Below are 15,213 nucleotides of genomic sequence, written 5' to 3'. Positions count from 1 at the left end.
ACATACCACTATATCTTCTACCGTTACACTTACTCCCGGATTCACTGTCACCTTGCCTGCATCACTCGCACTACAGGCCTTGCCATTCAGGGTCACGGTACACGTCGCTGTGAAACTATAGGTTCCCGCTGTCCCCGATGGAACTGTGATACTGGTCCCACTGCCGCCGTTGCTCCAGCTGATGGTCCCTCCACTGCAGCCTGTCGCGGTCAGGGTCGCGGTCTCATTCAGACATACTACTACGTCATTGACAGTTACTTTTACTTCAGGATTAATGATCAATTCACCCGTGTCGCTTGCTGTACATTCTTTCCCATTTGTTGTCAATTTACAGGTTGCGGTATATGTTCCTGCTGTGCTTACGATAATGCTTGTACCTGAAGCACCTGTATTCCAGGTTACTGTGCCTGTACAACCCGTCGCTGTTAAAGTACCAGTTGTTCCATAACAAATAACCAAATCGTTAACTGTTACCGTTGGTGTAGGAACAACTTCTATTGTGATATTTGCTGTTGACTTGCAATTACCAGTGCCGCAAGTTGCGGTAAATACTGTAGTAACAGTAGGATTAAATACCACTGAATTACCTATTTTAGTACTTCCACCACCTGTCCAAGTGAGAGTAGAAGTACATCCGGTAGCTGTTAAGGTTATCGGAGAACCTGCACAAATAGGTTCACAATTAGTTCCCCAGTCAATGGTTGAGTTGAATTTCTGATAATGTACTTCTCCTCCATTTAATACAAATGATTTTGCAATTACTTGCCCGTCAATATTTGAACTACTATTCTTCGTTACGTCAGCATTAGGGGCAAATAATGTCCCTTTCATTGTAGTGCTTGAATTCGAAATAGTTAGATTTGTTGCATTATAGAAGTTCCAGATAATGAATTGCCCCTGAGCATCGCCAATACCTGAAAGATTTGGTAATGTCAATGTGAAGTTCCCTGAAGTATTTACATTGACAATCAATGGTTTTGAGGCATCAGGTGCATTATTAAATACGATAGTTGAATAGCCATTTAATTGCGTACCTGTCAGATTCCAGATATTTGAACCTGATTGTAAGGTAAGTTTTGGCTGAGTGGTATTGCCCGGGTCAAATGTTGGCGTAATATTATTTGTTAAGCCACTCATTGATGTTGCCGATGACTGGAAGCTGGTGAATGCACCTACGAAATCAATGCTACCGCAACCAGTTTGCCATGTGCCACTTCCTTGGTTTGTGTTTATATTAATATATGGAGTGGTATCAAATGTACCACCTGTAATACGAGCATTACCTCCATTAGGGTAGAAGGTCGAACCTGTTATATTACATATTTTAGCAAAGCCTCCCCCATTTACATTTAATCCGTTACCTGACGTATATATAACTTTACCTCCTGAATAAATAAAGGTAGTATTTCCACCAACAGTTGGTAAGCTTGAATATCCACTCGGATTATTACCTGTAATATTTGTTGTACCTTTTAATTCAATATTACCACCAGCAGCTACACCATTATCTACCTCGCCGGACATGAACACGACTCCATTTAAAGTAAAAACGTTAAATCCTAATGCCTGAGATGTCGGATTACCAGAGCTTGTCCCAGGTGTGCAGGTTGTGATGGTAATCGGATCGGTCGGTGTTACTGATATTTGTTGAGAAGCAGGGTCGCTAACACAACCTGTGGTTGTTAAAGTACAAGTAACTGTATAAGTTGTTGTTGTTGCCGGATATACTGTAATGCTGCTTGTCGTTTCACCGTTAGACCATAATAATGTACCTCCATTACAACCAGAAGCTGTTATAGTCGCACTTTCTGATGGACAGATGTTTGATTTGTCAACTGTTAAAATTGGCTTATTAGGTAATTGATTAACTGTAACTTTGCCATTGGCTGTAGCTTTGCAAGTAGTTGATAATGTACAGGTAGCGGTATAAGTTGTTGTTATTGCCGGGCTAACTGCTAATGTCGATCCAGTTGCACCTGTATTCCAGCTTACAGTTCCTGTACAAGTACTTGCGGTTAACGTTGCGCTTTGTCCTATACATATTTCTTTACTGTCAACACTTATCGTTGGATTTGGATTAACTATCAGTTTTCCTGTTGCAGTATTTGTACATGTTTTACTATTTGTAGTAATAGTACAGGTAGCTGTATAAGTATAAGTGCCTGCTGTAGTTTGTGTAACTTTTATTGATGAACCGCTTCCACCTGTATTCCAGGTTATGGTTCCTCCTGCACATCCAGATGCTGTCAGCGTTGCTTCGATACCAGCGCAGGTTTGTTGGTCTGGTACCGATATTTGTGGCTTACTATTTACTTTTACTTCGCCATTATCTGTAGCACTACATTCTTTGCCATTGATAGTTACTTTACAAGTTGCAGTATAAGTGCCTGCGGTATTAACACTGAGGGTTGAGCCACCTGGTGTGCCTCCACCCATCCAGGTAATTGTACCAGAACAACCCGTTGCTGTTAAAGTTCCTGTCTCACCAGCACATAGTACAATATCGTTTACACTTACCGAAACCGCAGGATTCACAGTTACTGTACCATTACTTGAAGCGCTACATTCTTTACCATTCGCAGTTACTTTACAAGTTGCTGTATAGGTACCGGTAGCATTTACACTTAGTGTCGAACCACCCGGCGTACCCCCACCTGACCAGGTAACTGTACCTGAACATCCGGTTGCTATTAAAGTTCCTGACTCACCAACGCATAGTACCAGATTATTTACTGATACAGAAACTGCTGGATTTACAATTACAGTACCTACGTCAGAAACTGAACACTCTTTGCCATTAGTAGTTACTTTACAAGTTGCTGTATAAGTTCCAGTAGCATTTACGCTCAGTGTCGAACCACCTGGCGTACCTCCACCTGACCAAGTAATTGTGCCAGAACAACCCGTTGCTGTTAAAGTTCCTGTTTCGCCAGCGCATAGTTTAATGTCATTGACAGTAACTGTTGGTAACGGGTAGGTCATAATTGTTCCTACTGCCTGGGCAGTACAACCGTTACTTGCGGTACAAGTAGCCGTATAAGTTGTTGTACCTGCTACTGTTGGTTTTACAGATAAGGTAGTTCCATTTGGTGTTCCTCCACCTGACCAAGTTATGGTACCATTACAACCACTGGCTGTTAAAACAGCTGTTTCACCTAAACAGATTTTTACTGTATTTACACTTACTGTTGGATTTGGTTTAGCTGTAAGGGTTGCAGGAAGGGTCTTGACACAATTAGTTGCATTTTTATCTCTGATAGATATTGTATAGCTACCTGCCGGCAATGAGAATACATTTGATGCCTGCCAGATATTACCTCCACTACTATATTCATAGCTTCCACTTCCTCCTGTCGCAGTTACAGTAACAGTTCCATTTGTTTGACCGCAAGCTATATCTGTAACTATTAAAGAACCCCCAACTGCTTCATAACAGGTTTTGATTACGACGTTATCAAACTTCAATGCTCTGCCATTACAATAACCTACTATTCTTATTTTAGCCGTATTGGCAGGTGCTACCATTGAAATAGATGGGATAGCCACCAATGTTCCATTATAAGGATTGGTTATAGTCGCTTTAGCAGAAGTTCCTATTACTCCATCGCTTGAGTTCAGGAACTCAAAATAAATTTCTGCTTTTGCTGATGTGCCTGATACACTATGGGTCGCAGCTAAAGCATTAAGCATATAGGTTTTACCAACAATTACTCCGTTAGTAATTACCTGATAAACCTTAAAACCATTGGTTGTAGTCTGGTCTGAGTTATTCAGAATAGCGAAAGCTCCGGTCGATGATCCGGTGGCTCTCTCAAAACCTCCATTTTGCGGACTCCAGTTATCAAGATTCGTATCAAAGCCACTATTTTTTACCAAGTTATCTGACTCACATACACAAGGGATACACGTAAGTGTGGCTGGTAAACTCTTTTTACAGTCAGTACCACTTGTATTGGCATCTTTTATATATATAGTATAAGTACCAGCAGCTAATCCTGTAAATACATTTGAAGATTGCCAGGTAGAATTATTTAAACTATACTCATATTCTCCACTTCCACCACTTGCAGTTACAGTAATACTACCGTTGCTTTGATTACACATCGGATCAGTTTTAACTAACGTCCCATCTACAGCATCATAGCAAGTCGTAATTTTAACATTATCAAATTTCAATGCTCTGCCATTACAATAGCCTACAAATCTTATTTTTGCAGTATTTGAAGGAGCGACCATTGAAATAGGTGAAATAGCAACCAAGGTTCCGTTATAGGTATTGGTAATAGTAGCTTTAGAGGATGTTCCGATTACAGCATCGCTTGCGTTTAAGAACTCCATATAAATTTGTGCTATCGCAGGAGCAGATTTACTGTGAGTAGCTGCCAACGCATTTAACGTATATGTTTTACCAATAACTACACCATCTGTAATTACCTGATATACATATTTATCTCCAGTAGCATCCGCATTATTTAAAATAGCAAAACCTCCTGTCGATGAACCTGAGGATTGCTCTAAACCACCATTAGGGGCGGTCCAGCCATTTACATTGCTATCAAAGCCGCTGTTTTGTACCAGGTTATTTGAGATACATACACATGGTGTACAGCTTAAGGTAACCGAGATATTTTTCTTACAAACACTTGAGGAAGTATTTACATCTTTTACATATATAGTATATGTTCCCTGAGTCAATCCTGTAAATACATTTGACGATTGCCAGGTAGAATTATTTAAACTATACTCATACTCTCCACTTCCACCACTTGCAGTTACAGTTATAGCTCCATCTGCCTGATTACAGTTAGGATCTGCTTTGCTTGAGAGACTAAGCGATGTAGGGTCATAACATCTGCTTAATATAATATTATCAAATTTCAATGCTCTTCCGTTACAATAACCTACTACTCTTATCTTAGTTGTACTTGATGGTAATGTATATTTAATATTGAAAGGCAGCAGACCTGTAACACTAATATCAGTTACTACATCAAACTTAGCTGAAGTACCTACAAGAGAAGAGCCATTATAAGCCTCTAAATAAATCTGAGCAATTTTACCTGGTTTATTATGCGAAGCTGCTTCGCCAGTCAAAGTGTAATCTTTACTACCTACAATACCATCTGTAATATCCTGATAAACTTTATAGTCTCCGGTATAGTCATTATTATTTAAAATAACATAACCATTAGAAGTATTAAAATCAATAGTAGAAGGACTTTTTGTCCAGCCATTGGTATTACCTGAGGCAAAATCACCATTGTTTACGAAATTGTTCGATATACAGTTGGTACAGCAATTGGCCGACGGTGTTGTAAAAGTAATGTCTGTATAACATGCATCTTTACCATTCCACACACGTATAGTATATTTAGTATTTGGCTTTAGACCTGTAAACGTAAGAGTAGTTTGACCTGACCCTAATACTTCATTTGAGCCAGCACCATAAATTGGAGTTGTTCCGTAGCTTGTTCCTTCGTTAATATCTGCTTTAACAGGTGATGAAGAACTGTACGTCAAACCTGTTACGGTAACACTACCATTATTTTTGGCTGTTCCTCCATTACAAGTACCACCGCTCAAAACCAAATCATCCAGATTAATTACAGGTGCGTTACAAACACATTTAAAGTTACCACAGACAAAAGTAATAGACTTACCTGATACACCAGCCTGATACTGAATGTACGTCGAGAAACCATTTGAAGTATTTGCACTTAGAGAGTTATAGGTAATCTTCGTAACACAGTCACCAGAGAAGGTGGTTACATATATATCTCCTCCCGGGCCAAAAGCAATATCGAATGGATTGACATCTCCCTGGCTTGCGTTACCATCATGCACAGTTGGTGCTTTAAAATAGTAAGTAGTTGTGCTTGCTACAGTTCCATTTGTGTTTAATGTATATTTTACTAAGCGGTCTGCCTGATTATTATTATTGGCCAATACAGCCCAAACATTGCTATTAGTATCAAATGTAATACCTCTGTAATAAAAACCTGAGGGAGCTGTGGCTATTCTTGTGCTTGTTCCTGACAAGTCAGCATTAAGCATTTCTATGGTACTTGTGCCATTACCAAACTGCCAGTTCGTAGTAAAGAATACTTTACCAGAGTTTGGGCGAACTGCAACACCCCAGAATTCCTTAGCAGAAGAGTTATCTGCATTAGCTTTAGAAAAAGAAGAAACGACCGTTCTCGAAGAAGTACTGATTCTATATACTTTATTATATGTGGTTACATATAAGTAGGCATAATTTGCTGAGAGTGTAACATCTAACAAATCTTCTCCGGCAAGTTTAATAGGAGTTTCGAAACTTGCTGTATTATAATTATAAATACGAATCTCCCCCTGGTCACAACAAGTCGCAATATAGGCTATGTTTTTATCAGGGTCAACACACATGCCTTCTCCACCACCGCCACTTTCAAACTTACAACTGGTAAGGGCACTACTGGATCCGAACTGATACACATCAGTACGGGCAGTATTAGCACCATTGTTATATACAAGTTCTCCAACCAGCATATAATACTTATCACAGTTAAGCGGAGCATTTTGTGCGTTAGCTATTGAGGTACTGAACCATGAGAATAATACAGCCATAAATGCTGCAATATATCTCCCTGCCACCTGGCGAAATCCCCGAGCTTTGTTTGGCAAGGGAGTAATATCCGGTACAGAAGCCAACATAGGCTCATGAAGCAAGCCTGTCAGCTTTTCTGGTAATAATAGGTGAAGTAGAGTGATTAGCAAAGTAGTTGCCTTTCTGAAAACGAAAGTTCTGCTAACACCTGTGAACCAAGATGTAAAATTTCTCATGGTAATTGTAATTGTTACACTCAATAGTTATATAATATAAAAAGACCTTATCGGTCGGATTTATTCACTCTCAATAAATTCAGATCTGCCAAGACAAAGCATTGACATTATTACCAATTTTAGTTCCTTCTTTCAAGCCTACTTCATTATCATGGCAGGTATGAATTCCGCCGTACATACGGGAGTCGGCTGTTTCTATGGCTACCTGCCAGAATGAGTTGAACTTCCGGGCTTTATATTCTACCACACGCTCAGTGTCCATTGGTCTGCCAACATGCGAATCATCAGTAAGCTGAAAACGGGTACCATATATGTTAGCTAATACCGTTGCGGCGGCGGCAGCTTGTGCGGCATGCCCTGAATAAAATGCAGGAAAAGGTGGTTCAGGCCAGTACAAGTCCCAAAGTGTGGCGATATTATAAAAAATAAAATACCAGGGGCGTTGTGCATGGTAATAGTATTTACATTTCCAACAATTTATAAAAGCATCAGCTACGGCCATTCCTACTTTTGCGTAAGTTTGCGTAGCTTTGAAAAAATCTGCTCTGGCTGTAACAATAGTAATAGTAGCTAAATTATACGAATGCCCCGGAGGCGAGAAAGTTTCAGATGGATCATCGCCCCACCAGTTGGCAATTTCTTTTTGCTCTTGTGTCAGTGTACTTCTCATTTTATACACTTCATACATTTGACTATAATAGTCTGAATCTTTCTTGTAACTATAAGGTATCTTTTTAGGAACCTCTAACTCACCATTAGCCGAAACAAAGGTGCGGTTCTTTCCCCAGAAAGGATGTAATGGTAGAGCTACCGGAGATTGCCCTTTAGGCGGTGCCTGCCATGAACCACCATCAGATGGTAATGCATAGGTACTATCAAAGTTGCGTTTGTAACCCTGATACCCCCCATCTGTTTTTGACCACTCAAAAATAGCCTTTGCAATTTCCTGGCCATATGTTGCAGAACGTTGAGCTACTTCTTTATTTGCTTCCGATTGGTAGATAGCATTTTCTAATGAATCAATGCTTGCCTTATTAGATGCAGAAGTTTGTTCATACAATTGCTTTAGAAGATACGCCTGACTCGCATTCAACGAGATTGCCCAATTATATTTCAGATTTTTTTCAGGTTGTGGCAATGATGCCAAGCCATTTAACTGACCTGCCAGAGATTTATATGATGTATTACCATGAACTACACTTTCATACATAGTGATGCCCATATATCCCAATGAACGAGAACCATAAGTGGGAGAACCTCCTGGAGTACCTTTCAGAATTTTCAGAGTCATTTTACTCCATTTTACCGGAATGTCTGCACTTAATGTACCTTTTTCTGATTTTTCTTTAGTAGACTGATTTCTATCATTGGCATAGGCCAAAACGTTACCTATTACCATTACAACGGTAATAAATAGTTGCACCATGAGTAGTGATAAAGATTTTGACTTCATTTTAAATAGTATATCTCAAAAATTCACTTCGGCTTAGGCCATTAAAGGCTACCAAATTGGGCAGAGCAATAACCTGTTGCCCTGGTTATGGAAAATCAATTGATTTTTCCGGATTGGAATACCATTGGGATATTACTATGAGTACAAAGGCGTTGAAAGGCAATTTGTGACGAAACTTTAGCAGAGTAAACACGAATATCAGACAAAATCATCTTAATTGACACCCTGAGGATTTCAATTTTTGAAGTTGATTGAAGATTGAAAACAGAAGAAACAGACGCATAGCATCTACCATTAAAGGTAAAACTTTTCTTCATCGTGTAAAATAGTAAAGGTTCACTCAATAGTAAAAATGTATATGGAATTCAACTAATATAAATTAGGCATTCTTTACTCAACGTTATGATAAGACGATAATAATTGGGAAACGTCACAGGGCAAGCTCACTCAGACAATTATTATTTTTTACTTTTTGATGCATTGAAAAAAACCTGTAAAAAACCCATAGTTAACACACATAATGGCATAGTATTTGTAACACCAAAAATCGGGTTTAACTAAATCCGTGCCAAACCATTTCTTTACTGGTTTTATTTCTTTATTGTACAAAAATCTATAGAAGCAGCTTCTTTTCACTCAATATATTTATGCTACACTCAGATTCATACAATTAATGTCTTATAAAGAGTGCAAAAATCGTGCTAAAGATGCAGCACGTATCAGCATTTATTAAAAACATTATAAAATTTTATTCCCAGCATATTTCATCTTTATATTTGTGTTCTAATCAAATACACATATTGTGAAACTCTGGCAAAAGGAAAGCAGTAAAAATACTACAGAAAATAACGTTATTGAAAACTTTACGGTTGGGCACGACCGTGAGATGGACTTGTATCTCGCCGAGTTTGATGTACTTGGCTCAATGGCACATGCCATCATGTTAGAAACAATTGGCTTGCTCGAAACCGATGAATTAGGGAGTCTCTTGAAAGAGTGTCGAAAGATATACAATGATATTGGAAATGACAAATTTTTGATTGAGAAAAATATCGAGGATGTACATTCTCAGGTAGAATGGCTATTGACTCAGGCATTAGGCGATGCAGGTAAAAAAATCCACAGCGGACGCTCTCGTAATGATCAAGTATTGGTAGACTTAAAACTATTCATGCGCCATCAGGTGCGAACTATTGTTCAGAAGATTGAACTGGTTTTCAGACACCTGATTGAAAAGAGTGAAATACATAGAAATGATTTGCTACCCGGTTATACGCACCTACAAATTGCTATGCCATCTTCTTTCGGGCTTTGGTTTGGTGCCTATGCCGAAAGTCTGGTAGACGATGTGAATATCTTGCTGGGCGCTTACAAAGTTGTCAATAAAAATCCTTTAGGGTCTGGGGCAGGCTATGGGAGTTCGTTTCCATTAAACAGAAAGTTGACAACTGAATTATTAGGTTTTGATGGCCTTAATTATAATGTAGTTTATGCTCAAATGACACGCGGCAAAACCGAATACATAACTTTATCAGCCTTGACCTCATTGGCCACTACCCTATCAAGGCTGGCTATGGATATATGCCTGTACAATTCACAGAATTTCGGATTCCTCACATTGCCTGATGACTTTACTACAGGCAGTAGTATTATGCCTCATAAGAAAAATCCTGATGTGGCTGAGTTACTGAGAGCCAAAACCAACCGACTAAAAGGCTTACCTACAGAATTAGCTTTTGTTACAAGTAACCTGCCAAGTGGTTATCACAGAGATATGCAGATTCTGAAAGAAATCCTGATGCCTGCCTTCGACCAGATAATAGAGTGTCTGGACATTACGGCTATGATGCTACCTAATATCCAAGTAAAACAAGATTTGCTGGCTGATAAAAAATATGACCCAATCTTCTCGGTTGAAAGAGTGAATGAGTTGGTGATTCAAGGTTTGCCATTCAGAGACGCTTATCTACAAGTGAAAGATGAGATTTTCGGAGGTACTTATGAAGCATCCCGAGAACTGAATCATACATTAGAGGGCAGCATTGGGAATTTGTGTAATGGAGAGATTGTGCAAATGATGAATGATGTTATTAAAAGCTTTGAGTTTGAAAAAATAGATACAGCGTTTGAGAAATTGTTGAATTGGGGAACGGAAGAATAAATTAGCGACAGTATAAATATAATATATAAGGGGAATTCTGAGTCAGAATTCCCCTTATATATTATATTTATACTGTATAATTCCATTACTTTTTATCGCTAACCGCCACTGCAATTTTTGAATCGGCTGTGCCATAGTATAAAAACCAGCGATCTTTGAAGTTTACCAGACCTTCTACAAAAACTACATTATTTACCTGTCCGGTTAATTCATAAGGTTTATCCGGCTCAAAGAAGAAAGTTTTTGAGCGGTCAAGAATTTTAGTCGGGTCGTTTTTATCAAACAATACCTGTCCTGCTCTATAAGCATTTTTTGTATCAGTAGCTTTATTCTGGAAACCTTTGTTGGCGCTATTATATATTAATAGGATACCCTTATCGGTGATGAAGGCCGCTGGACCAGATTCTACCAACCAGCTATCAAAATTATCGTCTCTTGGTTTTACAATTGGTTTTGGTTTTCCATCTCCCCCTTCCAGAGGTGTCCAGTCGGTCAGGTTGTCTGAACTTGCCAGAAAAAGATTCGTATCACCAAAATACATCCAGTATTTACCATTAATTTTTTTGGCAATGAATTTCTCGTTTACTTTTTCGCAGATAATCGCACCTGATTTTGACCATAGGCTTTCATATTTAGCATCTTTAAAGGCCAAGCCTTCTTTTTTCCAGTTTTGTAAATCAGGCGATGAGGCTACGCATAGGCGGGCAGTTTTTCCATCATAGGCGGTATAGGTCAATATATATTTACCATCGGCTGTTTCCACAAGGCGAGGGTCTTCGCAACCTCCGGGATACTCATATTTTTTCATGAAATCTTCTGTCGGATAAAACACAGGCTTTGGCTGACGTGTAAAATGAATGCCATCGTTGCTCACAGCCAGACCTAAGCGGGAAGTACCATCAACTACTTTCAGCGTGTCTTCTGCTCTGTATAATAAATACACTTTTCCGTCTTTTACTACTGCTGATGGGTTGTAGACATCTTTTGCTTCCCAGTTAATGGTTCTTTTCAAAATAGGATCATTAAAAGTGGTGGTATCATTAGCGGTTAAAATGGGGTTGTAGGTGTCTTGTTTTACGAAAGGGGTAAGTTGCCAATCTTGTTGTTCGGCTTTATTTTCGCAGGCTGCTAATGAGATAGAAAGAATGAAAAGGTATTTTTTCATAGATTTGTATTTTCGGTGAATAGAAATTAAAGTGTTGTATCCTTCATTCAAATATATAGACAATCTTAATAAATCTAAAATGCAACGATTAATCTTTCTCCTTTTCATACTCTTAAGTACTTCTCTAATAGCGCAAGAACGTTTAATAATGATAGGCGGTGGAAAACGCACACCCGATGTGCTCACGAAATTTATCGAACTAAGCGGGAAAGAAAATGGCAAAATTCTGGTGATTCCATGGGCAAGTGGTGTGCAGGATGAAAGTTTTGAAGCCTTTAATAAAGATATTGTAGCGCTTTCAAAAATTAAGGTTGAAAAGGCTTCTTTATCTCCTCTGACTCCAGAGACAAAAGCTATCTTTCTGAATCAGTTGAAATCTGCTACAGGTGTGTTTTTTTGTGGGGGAGACCAGACACGAATTATGACAGTTTTACAAGACGAGGAATTATTCAGTGCGCTGCACACGAAATACCAAAACAAAGTAGTATTTGCCGGGACAAGCGCCGGGACTGCTATTATGAGCCAAAAGATGATAACAGGAGAAGGGGATTTTAAAGTGATTGACGGCTCGAAAGTAGAAATAAAGAAAGGATTAGGATTATTAACCAATATCATTGTCGACCAGCATTTTATTAAGCGCCAGAGACAGAATCGTTTGATTGGCTTAATCTTTCAGAATCCTGAATTGTTAGGTGTGGGTATTGATGAGAATACGGCTGTATATATAGAAGGTAATAAAATAGCAGAGGTAATGGGCGAAAGTCAGGTCATGATTTTTGAAGCGCAAAAGTCTCGGAATGAAATGAAGTTTCTGATGTTGGAAAAAGGAGAGAAATTTGATTTGGAGAGGCGGAAGCGAGTAAAATAGTTGAAACCAAAGATTTATTTCGGCAGGCAAAGGACATTTTCTTACCTTTGCACCAAAAATCAATTATAGATGAGTACCGACCGTTATATGCAGCGCGGCGTTTCTGCCGCCAAAGAAGATGTTCACAAAGCTATTGAAAAGCTTGATAAAGGTTTATTCCCGAAAGCTTTTTGTAAGATTTCACCTGATACTTTAGGTGGGGATGCTGAGTACTGTAACATCATGCACGCAGATGGTGCTGGTACGAAAACCTCTCTGGCTTATCTGTATTGGAAAGAAACCGGAGACCTATCAGTCTGGAGAGGCATCGCGCAGGATTCTATAGTTATGAATACAGATGATTTGCTATGCGTAGGTTCGGTAGGGCCAATGTTGATTTCATCCAGCATTGATAGAAACAAAAACAAGATTCCGGGAGAGGTGATTGCTGAGATTATCAATGGCACAGAAGAGTGCCTGGAAATGCTTCGCAGTCATGGCATTGAGATTTATAGCACAGGAGGAGAAACGGCTGATGTGGGTGATTTGGTAAGAACGATTGCTGTAAACAGTACGTTGATTGCCCGCATGAAAAGAGCCGATGTAATTTCTAACGATCGCATAGAAGCAGGTGATGTGATTGTAGGTCTGGCTTCTTATGGACAAGCTACTTACGAAAAACAATACAATGGCGGTATGGGTAGCAATGGCTTAACCTCTGCCCGACACGATGTATTAGATAAAATCTACGCCGAAAAATACCCTGAAAGTTTTGATGGAGACATTGATTTCTCATTGATTTATAGTGGCAAAAAATCTTTAACGGACGAAACAGCTACCGAGCCTTATAATGCTACACTTGACAAAGAAACCTTAGATAAACTACCCAATGTAGGTAAACTCATCTTATCCCCTACCCGAACCTATGCTCCGGTAGCCAAGGTATTTTTAGATGAGCTCCGCCCTCATATTCATGGTATGGTGCATTGCAGTGGTGGTGCTCAAACCAAGGTCTTGCATTTTATTAACAAACTCCATGTCATTAAAGATAACCTATTCCCGATTCCGCCATTGTTTAAAATGATACATGAGCAAAGTGGTACCAGCTGGCAAGAGATGTATAAGGTATTTAATATGGGGCATCGTTTAGAAGTATATCTGCCACAACAATATGCCCAGCGCATTATCGAAATCTCGCAGTCCTTTAATATAGATGCCCAAATCATTGGTCGCGTTGAATCGTTTGAAACCAAACAGGTGACGATTAAAAGTGAGTTTGGCGAATTTGTTTATTAAAGCCAAAAATCAATCATATTTTAGCGTCTGTTTAAATAGTATCGATACTATTTAAACAGACGCTAAGTCTTTATTTTACTTCAAGGTATATTCTCCTAACAATGTCTCCTGTTCCACCAGTTTCACTATTCTGAAATGTGATTACTCCGGTTTTATCAATTGGATTGAATAAAAGAGAAGTAGCAATACCTGGGTCACCACCACCATGGCCCCATAATGTAATAGTTTTGTCAGGTAGCTTATATTCAGTCTTCGCCCAACATAATCCTCTATGATTATTGCCCTCAATCTGCAAGGTAAGCATTTTTGAAACAGTACTTTCGTTCAGGATTCTTGCACCATTTAGTTGCCCCCCATTCATCATTGCCCTAAGAAAATAAGACAATTCTCTTATACTTGTTCTGACAAGCCCATCTGGATAATTAGGGAAACTATATAGACAATGAGCCACAAAACTACCTTCTTTCAACTCAGGATTTTTTGGGAATAATGTTTTATTTTCCAATAGTTCATTTAGGTTCTCTTTGGTAACAAAAGCATACGGAGTAATATAATTATTTGTATCTACCTCGCTCAACATCCACCCTGTTTTATTCATTCCCAGAGGGTTGAAGATAAAATTTCTGCAATAAATATTCAAAGGTTGCTTAGAGACCTTTTCTACAACAAGGCCTAAAAGTCCGAAACCAACATTTGAATATTTTTCTTTCTCTCCCGGTGCGAAATCATGGAAATTATCTCCGTTACCAAAGAGTTTACCTTTTTCGTTAAGATTATCATATATCCAGTCATGAAGACTAATGGTCGGGTCTCCGCAGGAATAACTATGATTGTAGGATTCTCCATCACGGATAGATGAAGTATGGGTTAACAATTGAAAAATAGTAATAGGCTTATCTGGAAATTTCGGATTTCTGACGGTAAAACCTACATAATCATTTACCTCTGCTTCTAATTTTATTTTCCCTTTCTCCCATAGTTGCATGATTGCCGTAGTGGTGAATGTCTTTGATATGGAGCCTATATTCATAATCCCATCAATACTCATCGGCGTTTTCTTTTCAATATTAGCTTGACCGTAGGCTTTTGACCAGATAATTCTATCATTTCCTACCTTGCAAGCAGCAAAGCCCGGAATCTTTTTTTCAGTCATAAAACTCACGATTGTGCTATCTAAATGGCTGCCCTGAGAGAAACCCTTGGGTTGAACCAGAAAAAATAAGATAGCACATTGCCCTAAAAGACCTGTAATTGAGTGATGAACTCTAAAATGCGTATCGTTATTATTGAGTTTATATTTTAAAAAATGGTATTTAACTCATTGAGTGAAATTAAAAATATATTATCCCTACGGGGACGCCCAGTCGGGATACAGAGATTCGGAAATTTAGATTTTACTACCGATATACTGTCCCTAACGGGACTAAAAACATCCCGACTGGGCGTCCCCGTAGGGATGTTATATCTTT

The 15,213-nt window shown here is 38.9% G+C and carries 7 protein-coding genes; 3 read left to right on the top strand and 4 right to left on the bottom strand.

Going from position 1 to position 15,213, the window contains the following annotated elements; genetic code table 11:
• Both H1R81_RS26930 and H1R81_RS26925 read right to left on the bottom strand, forming a co-directional pair.
• Positions 1-6,822, bottom strand: a 6,822-nt coding sequence (locus tag H1R81_RS26930) for a collagen-binding domain-containing protein (protein ID WP_181843866.1), incomplete at its 3' end; no start/stop codon positions are given.
• A 79-nt stretch (positions 6,823-6,901) separates the two neighbouring features.
• Positions 6,902-8,248 carry a vanadium-dependent haloperoxidase gene (locus tag H1R81_RS26925; protein ID WP_220275328.1) on the bottom strand — a complete coding sequence of 449 codons (1,347 nt, stop codon included), beginning with the start codon at positions 8,246-8,248 and terminating at the stop codon, positions 6,902-6,904.
• Between the two features lie 829 nt (positions 8,249-9,077).
• Here H1R81_RS26925 and argH point away from each other — a divergent pair.
• The gene (argH, locus tag H1R81_RS26920; RefSeq protein ID WP_181843865.1) at positions 9,078-10,436 is read left to right on the top strand and encodes an argininosuccinate lyase; all 1,359 of its coding nucleotides are present in this window, start codon (positions 9,078-9,080) and stop codon (positions 10,434-10,436) included.
• 85 nt (positions 10,437-10,521) lie between these two features.
• Here argH and H1R81_RS26915 read toward each other — a convergent pair whose 3' ends face one another.
• On the bottom strand, positions 10,522-11,601 hold the full coding sequence (locus H1R81_RS26915) for a glycoside hydrolase family 130 protein (protein ID WP_181843864.1): 1,080 nt from the start codon (positions 11,599-11,601) through the stop codon (positions 10,522-10,524).
• A 79-nt stretch (positions 11,602-11,680) separates the two neighbouring features.
• Here H1R81_RS26915 and H1R81_RS26910 point away from each other — a divergent pair, with 79 nt between their 5' ends.
• Together H1R81_RS26910 and H1R81_RS26905 are read left to right on the top strand one after the other, a co-directional pair.
• On the top strand, positions 11,681-12,469 hold the full coding sequence (locus tag H1R81_RS26910; protein ID WP_181843863.1) for a cyanophycinase: 789 nt from the start codon (positions 11,681-11,683) through the stop codon (positions 12,467-12,469).
• Positions 12,470-12,538: 69 nt separating this feature from the next.
• On the top strand, positions 12,539-13,744 hold the full coding sequence (locus H1R81_RS26905; RefSeq protein WP_181843862.1) for an AIR synthase-related protein: 1,206 nt from the start codon (positions 12,539-12,541) through the stop codon (positions 13,742-13,744).
• Between the two features lie 70 nt (positions 13,745-13,814).
• On the opposite strand, the gene H1R81_RS26900 is transcribed toward H1R81_RS26905, so the two are convergent.
• Positions 13,815-14,909 (bottom strand): serine hydrolase domain-containing protein, encoded by a 1,095-nt coding sequence (locus H1R81_RS26900; RefSeq protein WP_409013576.1) that lies wholly within the window; start codon positions 14,907-14,909, stop codon positions 13,815-13,817.
• Positions 14,910-15,213 lie beyond the last annotated feature (304 nt).

It is taken from the genome of Emticicia sp. BO119 (genome assembly GCF_013912375.1).
Lineage (GTDB): Bacteria > Bacteroidota > Bacteroidia > Cytophagales > Spirosomataceae > Emticicia.
Note: the sequence above shows the minus strand (reverse complement) of the source record. Positions and strands in the feature narration are given on the sequence as shown.

Excerpts from the sequence above, each read along its gene's own strand:
- H1R81_RS26910 (WP_181843863.1), top strand. The coding sequence starts at position 11,681 with ATGCAACGATTAATCTTTCTCCTTTTCATACTCTTAAGTACTTCTCTA.
- H1R81_RS26905 (WP_181843862.1), top strand. The coding sequence starts at position 12,539 with ATGAGTACCGACCGTTATATGCAGCGCGGCGTTTCTGCCGCCAAAGAA.
- H1R81_RS26925 (WP_220275328.1), bottom strand. The coding sequence starts at position 8,248 with ATGGTGCAACTATTTATTACCGTTGTAATGGTAATAGGTAACGTTTTG.
- H1R81_RS26915 (WP_181843864.1), bottom strand. The coding sequence starts at position 11,601 with ATGAAAAAATACCTTTTCATTCTTTCTATCTCATTAGCAGCCTGCGAA.